We start from the raw sequence: 12,390 nt of genomic DNA on the forward strand, positions 1-12,390 counted from the left end.
AGCTCAGGGCTTTGCTTTTCTTTGTTACACTAAGAATATAAAGGCGGGAAGTTCCACAAGATTTCGTAATTTTCCGTTAGTTTATCTTCTAATTATAGTCTATAGGACTTAAAAAAAGAATCAACAATGCCAAGGAGATTTTATTCATATGGAATAAGGATAAAACAGGACATTGCCGAGCAAAAGTGGAATTCTACACTACACACAAAAACAGAGGACAGGAGCTGATGGAATATGCCTGGATGGCTTCCCCATATATATGACGTGGCCATGAAGCCGCTGGAAAAAACGCGTTTCGAAAAAATCCGCGCCAATCTTGTCCGCAAAGCGCAAGGGCATGTGTTGGAAATCGGTTTTGGAACGGGCGCGAACTTCCGCTATTACAAGAATGCCGAACGGGTCGATGCCATCGAACCGAATCCTGCTATGAGTAAGCATGCAGTGAAACGCATCAAAAAATCTAAAACGCCTATTTATACTTATCAAGCGATAGCAGAAGAGCTGCCGTTTGCCGATAACAGCTTCGATACAGTGGTCGCGACATTGGTATTTTGTACGATACCTGAACCAGCCAAGGCACTCGAAGAAATTCGCAGGACCAGTAAACGGGGCGCACAGATCCTGTTGTTTGAACACGTCAAAATGGAACAACAAATGACGGGAAAAACCCAGGAAGCATTGACGCCGGTGTGGAAAAAACTTTGCGATGGCTGCCATTTGAACCGGGATACCTTGGAGCTCGTCAAACGTTCGGGCTTGGAAGTACAGAAGGTAAACTCTTATTACGGCGGGCTTTTTCTGACCATCGAATGCCGCAACCCCCAGTGAATACAGCTTTGCAAAACAACCGAAAAAAGGCCCACCGCGCATAGTTGCACGGTGGGTCTTTTCGTTTTTACACAGCCACTTTCGTTGAAAACTGGCTATTGTACAGCTCCGCATAAAAGCCTTCTTTTTCGAGCAGCTGCTGATGCGTGCCTTGCTCGATGACTTTCCCTTGATCCATGACCAGGATCAAGTCGGCATCTTTAATCGTCGACAAACGATGCGCGATGACAAAACTGGTGCGGCCCGCCATCAAGCGGTTCATGGCCTGCTGGATGAAGATTTCTGTCCGCGTATCGACGCTTGATGTGGCTTCGTCCAAAATCATCATCGGCGGATCGGCCAGTATCGCACGGGCGATGGTCAATAATTGCTTTTGCCCCTGTGAAATATTCGACACTTCCTGGTTCAACACCGTATCGTAGCCGTCCGGCAAGGTGCGGATAAAGTAATCGGCGTGTGCCGCGGATGCCGCTGCACGGATTTCCTCTTCGGTGGCGCCGTTTTTGCCATAGCTGATATTATCGCGGATGGTGCCGTTAAACAGCCACGTATCCTGCAACACCATGCCAAAGTTCTGGCGCAGCTCATGCCGCGACATCTCGCGCGAATCCAGACCATCGATGGTGATGCGGCCGCCGTTCAGTTCGTAGAAGCGCATCAATAAATTGATCAAAGTCGTCTTACCGGCACCGGTCGGCCCGACGATGGCGACTGTTTGGCCCGGCTGGACATCAATGTTCATGCTCTCAATCAGCAAGTTGTCGCCGTAGCCAAAGTCGACATCTTCAAATGCCACAGCGCCTTTCGCGCGTGCCAGCACAGAAGTCGTCACTGCCTCCACTTCCTCTTGCTCGTCCAGCAATTCAAAGACCCGCTCAGCTGCGGCAACCGTCGACTGGATGATGTTGGCGATGTTCGCCGTCTGGGTGATGGGCTGTGTAAACTGTTTGGAATAGGTGATGAACGCCTGGATATCACCGATCGAGATGGCGCGCTGGATGACCAGCACCCCGCCGACGATGCTGATCAGCACATAGCTCAAGTTACCGATCAAGGTCATCACCGGCATGATGATTCCGGAGATGAATTGGGCTTTGCGTCCCGCGTTATACAATTCATCATTGACGCTATCGAATTGTTCGTTGGACTTTGCCTCATGTCCAAACGCTTTGACGACTTGGTGGCCCGTGTACATTTCTTCTACGTGGCCATTCAAACGGCCGAGATTTTTTTGCTGGCTGCTGAAGTATTTTTGGGACTTTTTCAAAATCGGACCGATGACGAACAGCGACAGCGGCAAAGATACGACTGCAATCAAAGTCAGCAAAGGGCTGATCGTCAGCATCATCACGAGAATCCCGACAAGCGTCACGATCGACGTGATGAATTGCGTCAAGCTTTGCTGCAGCGTGCTGCCGATCGTGTCGATGTCATTGGTCATGCGGCTTAAGGTTTCGCCGTTTGGCCGGCCATCAAAATACTCCAGCGGCAATTTCTCCAGTTTTTTATTGACGTCTTGGCGCATATCATAGACCGTATCCTGCGCCACTGTCGACATCATATACTGCTGGATATAACTGAACAAACTGCTGAACAAGTACAGCCCGGCAAGAACAGCGAGAATCTGGCCGATAACACCAAAATCGACGCCCCCGCCCGCTACGCCCTGCAATTGGCCGTATGCTCCTTCGAACAATTCGGTGATCGCCATCCCCATGATTTTCGGCCCGACGATAGCGAATACCGTACTGAGAATCGCGACGACAAACACCGCCGCCAGTTTTTTCCGGCGCGGCTTTAAATATGAAACGAGGCGACGGAATGTGCCTTTGAAATCTTTCGCTTTTTCTGGTGGCATGCTCGCGCCAACGCGAGGAGGACCCATCTGGCTCATGCGATCTCCTCCTCTGACAATTGGGATAGGGCGATTTCACGGTACACTTCATTGGATTCCAATAGTTCTTTGTGTGTACCCATGCCGACCACTCGGCCTTTTTCCAACACGATGATGCGGTCTGCATCGACAACCGTGCTGACGCGCTGTGCCACCAATAGCGCCGTCGCATTTTTCGTTTCATCTTTCAGCGCTTTGCGCAGCTTGGCGTCGGTTTTGAAATCGAGCGCCGAAAAGCTGTCGTCAAAAATATAGACATCCGGCTTGCGGATCAAGGCGCGTGCAATCGACAAGCGCTGTTTTTGGCCGCCGGATAAATTCGAACCACCCTGCTCGATCTCCGCCGCGTAGCCGCCGTCAATTTGATCGATAAACTCTGTGGCCTGCGCAATGCGTGCTGCATGGTCCAGTTCCGCTTGGCTGGCGTCTTGTTTGCCGAAGCGGATATTGTCCGCGATCGTTCCGGTGAACAGCATCGATTTTTGCGGCACGAAGCCGATTTTCGACCGGACTTCCTGCTGCGACGCTTGCCGGATATCGACGCCGTTGACGCGGATCGTCCCGCTTGTGGCCTCATAAAAGCGCGGCACCAAATTGACCAGCGTCGACTTGCCGGAACCCGTCCCGCCGATCAACGCCGTAATTTCTCCCGGCCTCGCGGTAAAGCTGATATTCGACAGCGCCGGCTCTTCCGCTCCCGGATAATAAAACGTCACATCCTCGAACTCCAAGGTGCCGCGCGTGCGATTGGCTTTTTCGGTGCCATCGTCTTTAAATGCCGGTTGCATCTCCAATACTTCGTTGATGCGTTTGGCCGATACCGCAGCGCGCGGCACCATGACGAACATAAACGACGCCATGACCAATGCGAACATGATCATCATGACGTATTGGATAAAAGCCATCAAATCCCCGATCTGCATCGCTCCGTTATTGATGCGAATGCCGCCAAACCATATGACGGCGACGACGGTCATATTCATGACGAGCATCATCACTGGCATGAGAAACGCCATGACTTTATTGACCCTGATGGACACATCCGCCAGATCGCGGTTGGCTTTTTGAAGACGCGCCTTTTCTTGCGATTCGCGGTTAAACGCACGGATGACACGTATCCCGGTCAAGTTTTCCCTGACCACCAAATTCAAGCCGTCCAGCTGCTTTTGAACCTGCTGGAACAACGGCATGCCGTATTTTAAGATTAACAAGATCGACACCGCCAATACCGGCATCGCGCCGATAATGACTAAGGACAATTGCGCATCTTTTGAAACGGCCAAAATAACCCCGCCGACTAGCATGATGGGGGCACTGATGACCATCCGCAGCAGCATGATGACCACCTGCTGCACTTGCGTAATGTCGTTGGTGGTGCGCGTAATGAGTGACGCCGTCCCCACTTCATCAAATTCCTGAAGCGAAAACTGTCCGACGTGCTTGAAGACCTTTTGCCGCAAGTCGCGCCCCATGCCCATCGCGGCTTTCGCCGAATAATAACTGGCAAACACCGCTGCAGCAGCGCCGATTGCCGAGACCAACAGCATCCAGCCGCCAATTTCCCAGATGTAGGGGATATTCCCTTTGACCACGCCGTTGTCGATGATGTCAGCCATCAAAGTCGGCAAAAACAGCTCCGCGATCGATTGCCCAAACACCAAGGCGACAACTCCGAGAACAATCCATTTGTAGGGACTGAGGTTTTTTAGAATCTTGATCATTGTTACTGCCCCCCTCTAACTATTGCAAAATCACTAAACTATTTTCCGTTGCCTGCTTTTGAATAAAACGCACCGTTTTCCACAACTTTAGCAAGCGTCAACACCCACCGCTTATTATGAAGCTTTTCAAATGGAACCAGCTGTTTAGATGGTTTTAAACTACTCCGATTGGCGCAGTCCGTCAACTTTGAAGCAATGCAGTTTGTCCCGTTTTAACAGCCCGTCAGACTCCCAATTCTTAAAGTGGTTTTTGGCACACAACAGAACCTTTGGCCAGCCGCCCCAAAAATGGTCGAAAGGAACGAGATGGAATAATCTCTCCCCGGGTATAGACAAGAAAGGAGGCGGTCCCATGGACTTGCATGACAATCGAGAACCACAATTATTCTCACCGGAATTCACCAAGAACCCCTACCCGGCCTATGCCCGTCTGCGCGAAGAAGACCCCGTGCACCAGGCGCGGTTTCCCGACGGCCAAAAAGGATGGCTGGTGACGCGTTACACGGATGCAGAAGCGGTGCTGAAAGACCCGCGCTTTATCAAGGATTTTTCGAAACTATTCGGCGGTAGCATGGACCAAATGAGCGTCTTTACGCAAAACATGTTGTTTTCCGATCCGCCTGATCATAAACGGCTGCGGGCACTCGCCCAAAAAGCCTTTACCCCGAAAATGATCGAAGGCATAAGACCGCGCATTCAGGACATCACAGACGAACTGCTCGAACAAATTGACGGGAAAGCCAAGGTCAACTTGATCGATGAATTCGCCTTCCCGCTTCCGATCATCGTCATTTGCGAGATTTTAGGCGTGCCGTCCGAAGACCGTGACAAGTTCCGGATGTGGTCGAATTCACTCATCGAAGGAACGAGCGGCGAAGCGGGCGTCAGCGTCTATGAGCACATGAACGAATTCATCCGCTACCTCGGCGAATGGTTTGCAAAAGTCCGCGAGCAGCCCGGCGATGATTTGATCAGCCGCTTGATCGAAGCCGAGGAATCAGGCGAGCGCATGACGGAAAAAGAGCTGTATGGCCTGGTATCACTGCTCATCATCGCAGGACACGAAACGACCGTGAACTTGATCGGCAATACCGTATTAGCCTTGTTAGAGCATCCGGAACACCAGCACTTGCTGCGTGAACATCCGGAAAAAATTGCTCAAGCGATCGAGGAATCGCTGCGCTTTAACGGCCCTGTCGAATTCAGCACGTCCAGATGGGCAGCCGAAGACATGGAATTCGGCGGAAAAACCATCCACAGAGGTGATTTGGTCGTCGTTGCCTTGAACGCTGCCAACCACGATCCGGAGCAGTTCGACAACCCGGAACTATTCGACATCCTGCGAGAAAAAAGCCCACATCTCGCGTTCGGCAAAGGCATCCACTTCTGCCTCGGGGCTCCGCTCGCCCGGCTGGAAGCACAAATCGCGATCGACGGGCTGTTGCAGAGATTTCCAGGCATGACACTCGCTGTGGAGGAAAGCGAGCTTGAGTGGCGACCGGGGATGATTGTTAGAGGAGTTCGGGAAATCCCTGTGGAGCTTGGAGAATGACAAAGAGCCAGGGGAATTTCCTCAGGCTTTGTGCGGATAAAATTAATCGCTCGTGCAACTGAAGAAATACAAGCTCGAGAACCGCTCGTGCCAAAAAAGAACCACCATGGACAAATTACAGAGCCGCTTCGGGCAAAAATTAGAACCACTTAAGACAAGGGAGAACCGCCCCATCCACTTGTCTCCGACTGTTTTCTGTGAGCGGCACAATTAAAATGCATGAAGCACCTTATCTGGTTAAAGATTCCAGGAATTCTTCATGCATGATTTTAGTGTGTATGGAATTGTATTCCGTCTAAGCTTGCTCTGTAAAAATGACATTCATTTAATCCGCCTCCAAGAGTGAATGAGAGACTGTCCCCCCTTCTTCCAATTGCTTTTTGGATTCCATTAAACGTTTACGGTTTGCTTCATTCCCGAGCAAGTAGACACTTTCCATCAGATTGTTATATTCATCTGCGGACATCATCACCACATTCTTGTCATTTTTTCGTGTAACAATTATTGTTTCAAAATCATCCGTGACCCGGTCCGAATATTCCTTTAAATTATTTCGGAGCGAAGAATAATTAACGGCTTCCATCGAATCACCTTCCTTTTTATCCGTTGCACAATATGTTGGACAATGGATAAAATATAAACTCGCTATTTCCTTATTATTTCCGAACAATTATCTCCAGCTATCATATCCAGTCCTGAGTGACCTCTTCAGCCTTGCAGCTTTCATATGCTTTTAGGGAATTCCCAATTTGATACAGGAAACCCATTCAGATCTTCGACAATTCATCCAGCAGCGCTTTGCGTCTCGGGTACATGAACTTCAGCTCTTCAATGAGCCCTCTCGCAGCGTCAGGACCTAAGGCTTTTTGAAAAGATCGAATCGTTTCGCAGGCGCTCCGATATGCCTTGCGGTCGGATGCCGGTTCGATCAAGCGGTATATACAGGCCGTATATAATTCATTCACTTCATGCGGATAATCCGCCAGCAAATAAGGATACAACTTTTCGATTGCATTGACATGGGCACGGCAATACTGAAGCAGTTTTTCGCTCCGCTTTTCATCAATCAGAATCTGGACGTAAAGAGAGCTCCCCCGCGGCCCCTCTTTCAAATCCTCAAGCAAGTCATTTACTATATCCGGCCAGCGTTCCGGCTCCACCAGCTGCTTCAGCTTTCGGTAATAAAATTCATCCCCATCCAGCGCAAACGCATGCGCGAGTTCGATCATCTTCGCTGTATTATTTGCCCCTTCATACGCTTCAAAACGCAGCTTTCTCCAGTCTTGCACCAAACCTTGAATATCCGAGTCCACCTGTTCCGATTCCATGCATAAACGAACCGCTTTTTCAAATTCCTCTTTGTGTAGCGCAGCCCTAACGCGGACTTTGCGGATCTTCGGATACTCTTGATGCTTCGAATAAAACCCTTCAACTGCTTCCCAGTCGCCTTGCTGATGTAAAATCTCCAGCTGCAACAACAGAAGCTCCTCCTTACCAAAGTGGTATAACTTTTGATTCATCTCTTCGCTGTCCATGACCCGCTCCATAAAACGGAACAACTTCTCCGCGAAATCGCCACGTTCGTTCCAGTTCATGAGGGATTCCATCAAGCTGCCCGCAGCATCCGTGATGTCCTGTTCCAAGCTGAGCAAAATATACGGATGCACTAGCTCTATCATGTCATCAACGATTGAGTCGTCGAGTTCCGCCGGCCACACCGCCATCGTCTCGTTGATTTTCTCTAAGCTTTCGTTAATCGTTGATCTGATAGTGCCGAAGGAATCGTCCGCCATCTGCAAGATTTCACTGCATTCCTCGACCACGACCAAGCTCAGTTGGATGATCTTTTCTCCATATTCCTGCATATCGAGGCCGCTGATATATTCCTGTACTTCCCACACGCCATCCAATGCTTGGTCGGTCTGGTTCAATTCAATATAAACTCCGCTGCTCGCAAGGTCTGCCAATCGACGGATAATCCGGCGCGCCACTTCTTCATCCATGCCATCTAGAGTTGAAAACCGGTTGATCAAATAAAGATTCACCGCTGGCTGTCGCTGCGCCAAATCTTCAAGGATTGTCAACAGCTCCTCTTTTTTCAGCTCTTTTAACCGCGGCACCACATCCACTGCGGTAGAAATATTTCCTTCTTTGTATTCTCGTATCGCCAGACATACCGCGACTTCATGCTTGCACAGGGAATCTGATTCGAACGGGCATGTGCAAAAAGACGACAAGACCGTTCCACTGTCCGAGAGCTCCACCGCCACTTCGTAATAGCGGCTGCCTGCAACGTCTGCGCTCCAGCGATTCGATGCACCTTGCGTCAATTGCTCCACAAAATCCCGCTCAAAATAATCCAAGCCCCGTTTATAAATCACGGCCGGCACATATTTCTGCAAGTCGTTTACGTTCATATCCATTCCCCCTGAACTGATTATAACCTGCACAGCTTTGGGGCTAAACTATAGTTTCTAACCGTTCACTATGTACCGTTTAATTACGACTAGTTACTTTAAGACATAATAATGCATGAAGAAACCTTTTCGTTTACGAATCTGAAGGATTCTTCATGCATTATTTTGGTATGTGTGAAATTATGTCTTGCATTGGGGTGCTTTTTAAGATTCTTCTGGAATAGGACGTTGCTTTAAGCGCGCCCATACATCATCTGGGTTTTTAGGAAGCTCTTGGATTCGGGGACCTATGCCTAAATAGAAAATTTCTTTTCGTTCTTCGCGCACTTTGAATACAATTCGGAAATCAGCTTTCATATCGGTCCAACCGCGCTCTTTCTTAAAGGCTTCGGGGATCGAATGGAAATATCGCTTCCGATAATCATAGATGGAGTGCGGTGGATATTCGGTTGCTCTACTAAGTCCTTCCCAGTCCTTGTCCAATCGACTCTGTTCTAGGTCTAATTGGTTCTTGAAAATCGTCAGATCTTTTTGAGCGACATACCCATAATCTAGGATGAACTTTAAATCATTTTCAAATTCCTTATCGACGACGACCTGGTAGTTTGGCAAGGGGGTTCCCTCCTGACTGTTTAATCTTCTATATGGTTAAACACATCAGAGAGACTGCCAACAGTATATTCCTCGTTCTTGCCCGACTCCGCATTTAAAACCGCTTGGCCAACATGTTTATTTAATAAGACATCTTCTATCTGGCTTTGAAGGTCCTCGATCAACCGGTCTTTTTCTGTCATGCGCTCGATTAATTCCTCGTACTTACCCCAAGACAACATCGCAATGGACAGTTCATTGTTCACAAGCAGGCCAATAGGCTCTTCTTTGTTGACGATGTCCATGAGGTTTTTCTGTGAAAGGCTTCGTAGTGTCTGTGCTTTTAAGAGTTGCCGTCTATGGATACGCGTATCTAAATTAATGGTCCCTGCTGGCATGTGAAACACCCTCTCATTTTTTCTAAGTATACTGCTAATCTTTAAATACCACAAATAAGCGTTCTTTTAAACACACATAATTTTGTATATTATTATGAACAAAAATAAAACTTCCCATATGGAAGGTTTCACCACTTTGATGATTGCTTCTATACGCTAAGATTAAAGCCAATGCCTTATAGAACCATGCCTGAGATGCTCTCATAGAACTCGCAGCATCCAAAATAGGATATTGCGCGAGCACATTGCGGGCACGAGTCATTATGACCTCCTACACCGAGCTGAGTTTAACAGTGGTGTGGTATAGGTTCTAACACTTGGAACAAATGGTTCTATTAAATGGCTTTATACATTATTTAAGTCTATATGAAAATGCGTCTTGCACAGGGTGCTTTTTTAGTGTTGTACTAGAGCTTATCAGCCAACTCCTGTAAAATAAGGCGAAACTCAACTCTCTTTCAGAACCAGAAATACCGTTCAGCATTCTAGATAGCAATTAAAGGAGCATGAATAAACGTGAAAAAAGCCCAATTGAAAAACAGAATAGCTGTTGCCAATAAACAACGAAAAGCAGACCTGGTGATTCGCAACGCGTCCATCGTCAATGTGTTCACGAAAAGCCTGACGAGTGGTGATGTGGCCATCAGCGACGGCATGATTGTCGGAATCGGCGAATATGAAGGCATGCAGGAAATCGATGCTACGGACAAGTTCATTGCGCCCGGCTTGATCGATGCCCATGTCCATATCGAATCGTCCATGGTGACGCCCCAGCAGTTTTCACAGGTCGTGCTTCCCCACGGAGTCACGACGGTCATCACCGATCCGCATGAAATCGCCAATGTGAGCGGAACGGCTGGATTGGAATTTATGCTCAAGGATGCGGAGTCAGCATTGCTCGACATTAAAATGATGCTGCCCTCCTGCGTCCCGGCCACGCCTTTCGAAAACGCAGGAGCTCAGCTGTCCGCTGAAGACTTGAAGCCTTTTGTAGAGCGCGATCAGGTTCTCGGCTTGGCTGAAGTCATGGATTTCCCTGCCGTGCTCCACGGGGACGAGGCGATGCTCGATAAACTGCTGCTGAGCCGGCAGATTGACGGGCACGCCGCAGGTCTCACCGAAAACGATATCAATGTTTACGGCACAGCTGGAATCTCAACAGATCACGAATGTGTGACAAAAGAAGAAATGATCGCGCGACTGGAGCGAGGCCTTTACGTCATGCTGCGTGAAGGATCGGTCGCTAAAGACCTCCACGCCTTGCTCGAAGGGGTGACGGAACAAACTGCACAGCGCTGCTTGTTCTGCACCGACGACAAGCATCTGGATGATTTGATCGAAGAAGGCAGTGTCGATCACAACGTCCGGACCGCCATTCAATATGGCATCCATCCGATTACCGCTATTTCCATAGCCAGCATCAATGCAGCTCAATGTTTCGGGCTGCGCCAAAAAGGTGCCATTGCCCCGGGGTATGATGCCGATTTCTTGTTGCTCGATAGCCTGGAAGAGTTCACGATTGCGGAAGTCTATAAAAGTGGACTGCTTATAGCGCAAGACGGACGCTATGTGGGTCCTGTGCAAGAAGAAAGCGAAACCTCGTCGGTTCGGGATACCGTGCGCATTGCCGAGTTGTCCGCAGGCAGTTTACAGATTCCGATGGGCACCAGCACTACCGCACATATCATCGGCATCAACCCGAACAAGCTGATCACGGAGCATTTAATAGAAGAAACTTCAGTCGCCGACGGTTTTTTTGTATCGAATACCACAAGGGACTATTTAAAAATTGCGGTCATCGAACGCCACCGGGCCACCGGCAATATCGGCCTCGGCATCGTCAAAGGACTGGGCCTCCAAAACGGCGCCATCGCGACAACGGTGGCGCATGATTCACATAATGTGATTGCTGTCGGGACGAATGACGAAGACATGTTAGCGGCAGCCGAAGCCCTTCATGACCTGCAAGGCGGCTTGGTAGTCGTCCAAAATGGCGAAGTGTTGGCCAGCCTGTCTCTTCCGATTGCCGGATTGATGTCCGATGAACCGTTCACTGCCGTTTACGAGCAACTCAAAACACTCGATAAGAGCCTCCTGCAGATTGGCGCCCCCACGCATTTCAATGCGTTTCTCACCTTGTCGTTTTTGTCGCTGCCGGTCATTCCCCATTTGAAATTGACCGACCGGGGCCTGTTCGATGTTGCGAGCTTCCGGCATATTGCTGTGGCGGTTGAGGCAAAGTAAAGACAGTTAATGATTCCACCCTCGTATAGTTAATGAAACAAAATAATGCATAAAGAATCCCCGCATGTCCGGAGAATTCTTCATGCATTTTTTCTATAGCTTAAATTGTGTTCTATATAGATCACGTTTTAATTAAGGATCTCCCATAACTTGGCTACCACCACTGCTCACAGGAATACGGCTCTCCTCATTGTCAGTGGTAATGATATTTGCATTGCAGGATATACACATTTTTTTCGTCAATCCGATAAACCAATCGATCTGTTTCATTAATCCGTCTCGACCAATAGCCCGCAAAATCAAAACGCAATGGCTCTGGCTTGCCAATCCCTTCATAGCAATTGCGCTGGATATCCTGGATTAATAAATTTATCCGTTTTAAAGTTTTTTTATCTTCTTTTTGCCAGACAGTGTATTCGATCCAAGCCTGCTCTGTAAAAATGACATTCATTTAATCTGTCTCCAAGAGTGAATGCGAGACTGTCAGCCCTTCTTCCAATTGCTTTTTGGATTCCATTAAACGTTTACGGTTTGCTTCATTTCCAAGCAAATGGACACTTTCCATCAGATTGTTGTACTCTTCTGCGGAAATCATCACCACATTCTTCTCACCTTTTCGAGTGACAATTACTGTTTCAAAATCGTCTGTGACCTTGTCCATATATTCCTTTAAATTATTTCGCAGCGAAGAATAATTAACGGCTTCCATCTCGTCACCTTCCTTTTTATTTATTGTACAATATAT

The 12,390-nt window shown here is 48.5% G+C and carries 12 protein-coding genes; 3 read left to right on the plus strand and 9 right to left on the minus strand.

Going from position 1 to position 12,390, the window contains the following annotated elements; translation table 11 throughout:
- The first annotated feature begins 234 nt into the window (after positions 1 to 234).
- The gene (locus J7E21_RS08900) at positions 235 to 828 is read left to right on the plus strand and encodes a class I SAM-dependent methyltransferase (protein WP_215106778.1); all 594 of its coding nucleotides are present in this window, start codon (positions 235 to 237) and stop codon (positions 826 to 828) included.
- 67 nt (positions 829 to 895) lie between these two features.
- Here the strand turns inward: J7E21_RS08900 and J7E21_RS08905 are convergent, their stop codons facing one another.
- Both J7E21_RS08905 and J7E21_RS08910 read right to left on the minus strand, forming a co-directional pair.
- On the minus strand, positions 896 to 2,722 hold the full coding sequence (locus J7E21_RS08905; protein WP_215106780.1) for an ABC transporter ATP-binding protein: 1,827 nt from the start codon (positions 2,720 to 2,722) through the stop codon (positions 896 to 898).
- Positions 2,719 to 4,443: an ABC transporter ATP-binding protein gene (locus J7E21_RS08910; RefSeq protein ID WP_215106782.1), complete on the minus strand. Its 1,725-nt coding sequence runs from the start codon at positions 4,441 to 4,443 to the stop codon at positions 2,719 to 2,721. The genes J7E21_RS08905 and J7E21_RS08910 overlap by 4 nt, the downstream gene beginning before the upstream one ends.
- Before the next feature lie 352 nt (positions 4,444 to 4,795).
- Between J7E21_RS08910 and J7E21_RS08915 the strand changes: the two genes are divergently transcribed.
- Complete coding sequence (locus J7E21_RS08915; RefSeq protein ID WP_215106784.1) at positions 4,796 to 5,995, plus strand: cytochrome P450 family protein; 1,200 nt, start codon at positions 4,796 to 4,798, stop codon at positions 5,993 to 5,995.
- A 325-nt stretch (positions 5,996 to 6,320) separates the two neighbouring features.
- Here the strand turns inward: J7E21_RS08915 and J7E21_RS08920 are convergent, their stop codons facing one another.
- The 5 genes from J7E21_RS08920 to J7E21_RS08940 all read right to left on the minus strand — a co-directional run bounded on the left by J7E21_RS08920 (position 6,321) and on the right by J7E21_RS08940 (position 9,663).
- Positions 6,321 to 6,578 carry a type II toxin-antitoxin system Phd/YefM family antitoxin gene (locus tag J7E21_RS08920; RefSeq protein WP_215106786.1) on the minus strand — a complete coding sequence of 86 codons (258 nt, stop codon included), beginning with the start codon at positions 6,576 to 6,578 and terminating at the stop codon, positions 6,321 to 6,323.
- A gap of 184 nt (positions 6,579 to 6,762) precedes the next feature.
- On the minus strand, positions 6,763 to 8,412 hold the full coding sequence (locus J7E21_RS08925; RefSeq protein WP_215106788.1) for an SWIM zinc finger family protein: 1,650 nt from the start codon (positions 8,410 to 8,412) through the stop codon (positions 6,763 to 6,765).
- A 204-nt stretch (positions 8,413 to 8,616) separates the two neighbouring features.
- Entirely contained in the window at positions 8,617 to 9,024 is a 408-nt protein-coding gene (locus tag J7E21_RS08930; RefSeq protein ID WP_215106790.1) for a hypothetical protein, read from the minus strand.
- A gap of 20 nt (positions 9,025 to 9,044) precedes the next feature.
- A complete protein-coding gene (locus tag J7E21_RS08935) occupies positions 9,045 to 9,401 on the minus strand; it encodes a hypothetical protein (RefSeq protein WP_215106792.1) in 357 nt (118 codons plus the stop codon).
- A gap of 34 nt (positions 9,402 to 9,435) precedes the next feature.
- Positions 9,436 to 9,663 carry a hypothetical protein gene (locus J7E21_RS08940; protein WP_215106794.1) on the minus strand — a complete coding sequence of 76 codons (228 nt, stop codon included), beginning with the start codon at positions 9,661 to 9,663 and terminating at the stop codon, positions 9,436 to 9,438.
- A 254-nt stretch (positions 9,664 to 9,917) separates the two neighbouring features.
- Here J7E21_RS08940 and ade point away from each other — a divergent pair, with 254 nt between their 5' ends.
- Complete coding sequence (ade, locus tag J7E21_RS08945; protein ID WP_215106796.1) at positions 9,918 to 11,645, plus strand: adenine deaminase; 1,728 nt, start codon at positions 9,918 to 9,920, stop codon at positions 11,643 to 11,645.
- A gap of 193 nt (positions 11,646 to 11,838) precedes the next feature.
- Here the strand turns inward: ade and J7E21_RS08950 are convergent, their stop codons facing one another.
- Together J7E21_RS08950 and J7E21_RS08955 are read right to left on the minus strand one after the other, a co-directional pair.
- Positions 11,839 to 12,096 carry a Txe/YoeB family addiction module toxin gene (locus J7E21_RS08950; protein WP_215106798.1) on the minus strand — a complete coding sequence of 86 codons (258 nt, stop codon included), beginning with the start codon at positions 12,094 to 12,096 and terminating at the stop codon, positions 11,839 to 11,841.
- The coding region (locus tag J7E21_RS08955) for a type II toxin-antitoxin system Phd/YefM family antitoxin (protein ID WP_215106800.1) at positions 12,097 to 12,390 on the minus strand (294 nt) is incomplete at its 5' end.

It is taken from the genome of Planococcus sp. ISL-109 (assembly GCF_018613655.1).
Classification (GTDB): Bacteria; Bacillota; Bacilli; order Bacillales_A; family Planococcaceae; genus Planococcus.

What these genes read in the sequence shown, in the direction of transcription:
- J7E21_RS08900 (WP_215106778.1), top strand. Translation starts at nt 235, where the DNA reads ATGCCTGGATGGCTTCCCCATATATATGACGTGGCCATGAAGCCGCTG.
- J7E21_RS08905 (WP_215106780.1), bottom strand. Translation starts at nt 2,722, where the DNA reads ATGAGCCAGATGGGTCCTCCTCGCGTTGGCGCGAGCATGCCACCAGAA.
- J7E21_RS08910 (WP_215106782.1), bottom strand. Translation starts at nt 4,443, where the DNA reads ATGATCAAGATTCTAAAAAACCTCAGTCCCTACAAATGGATTGTTCTC.
- J7E21_RS08915 (WP_215106784.1), top strand. Translation starts at nt 4,796, where the DNA reads ATGGACTTGCATGACAATCGAGAACCACAATTATTCTCACCGGAATTC.
- J7E21_RS08920 (WP_215106786.1), bottom strand. Translation starts at nt 6,578, where the DNA reads ATGGAAGCCGTTAATTATTCTTCGCTCCGAAATAATTTAAAGGAATAT.
- J7E21_RS08925 (WP_215106788.1), bottom strand. Translation starts at nt 8,412, where the DNA reads ATGAACGTAAACGACTTGCAGAAATATGTGCCGGCCGTGATTTATAAA.
- J7E21_RS08935 (WP_215106792.1), bottom strand. Translation starts at nt 9,401, where the DNA reads ATGCCAGCAGGGACCATTAATTTAGATACGCGTATCCATAGACGGCAA.
- J7E21_RS08940 (WP_215106794.1), bottom strand. Translation starts at nt 9,663, where the DNA reads ATGACTCGTGCCCGCAATGTGCTCGCGCAATATCCTATTTTGGATGCT.
- J7E21_RS08950 (WP_215106798.1), bottom strand. Translation starts at nt 12,096, where the DNA reads ATGAATGTCATTTTTACAGAGCAGGCTTGGATCGAATACACTGTCTGG.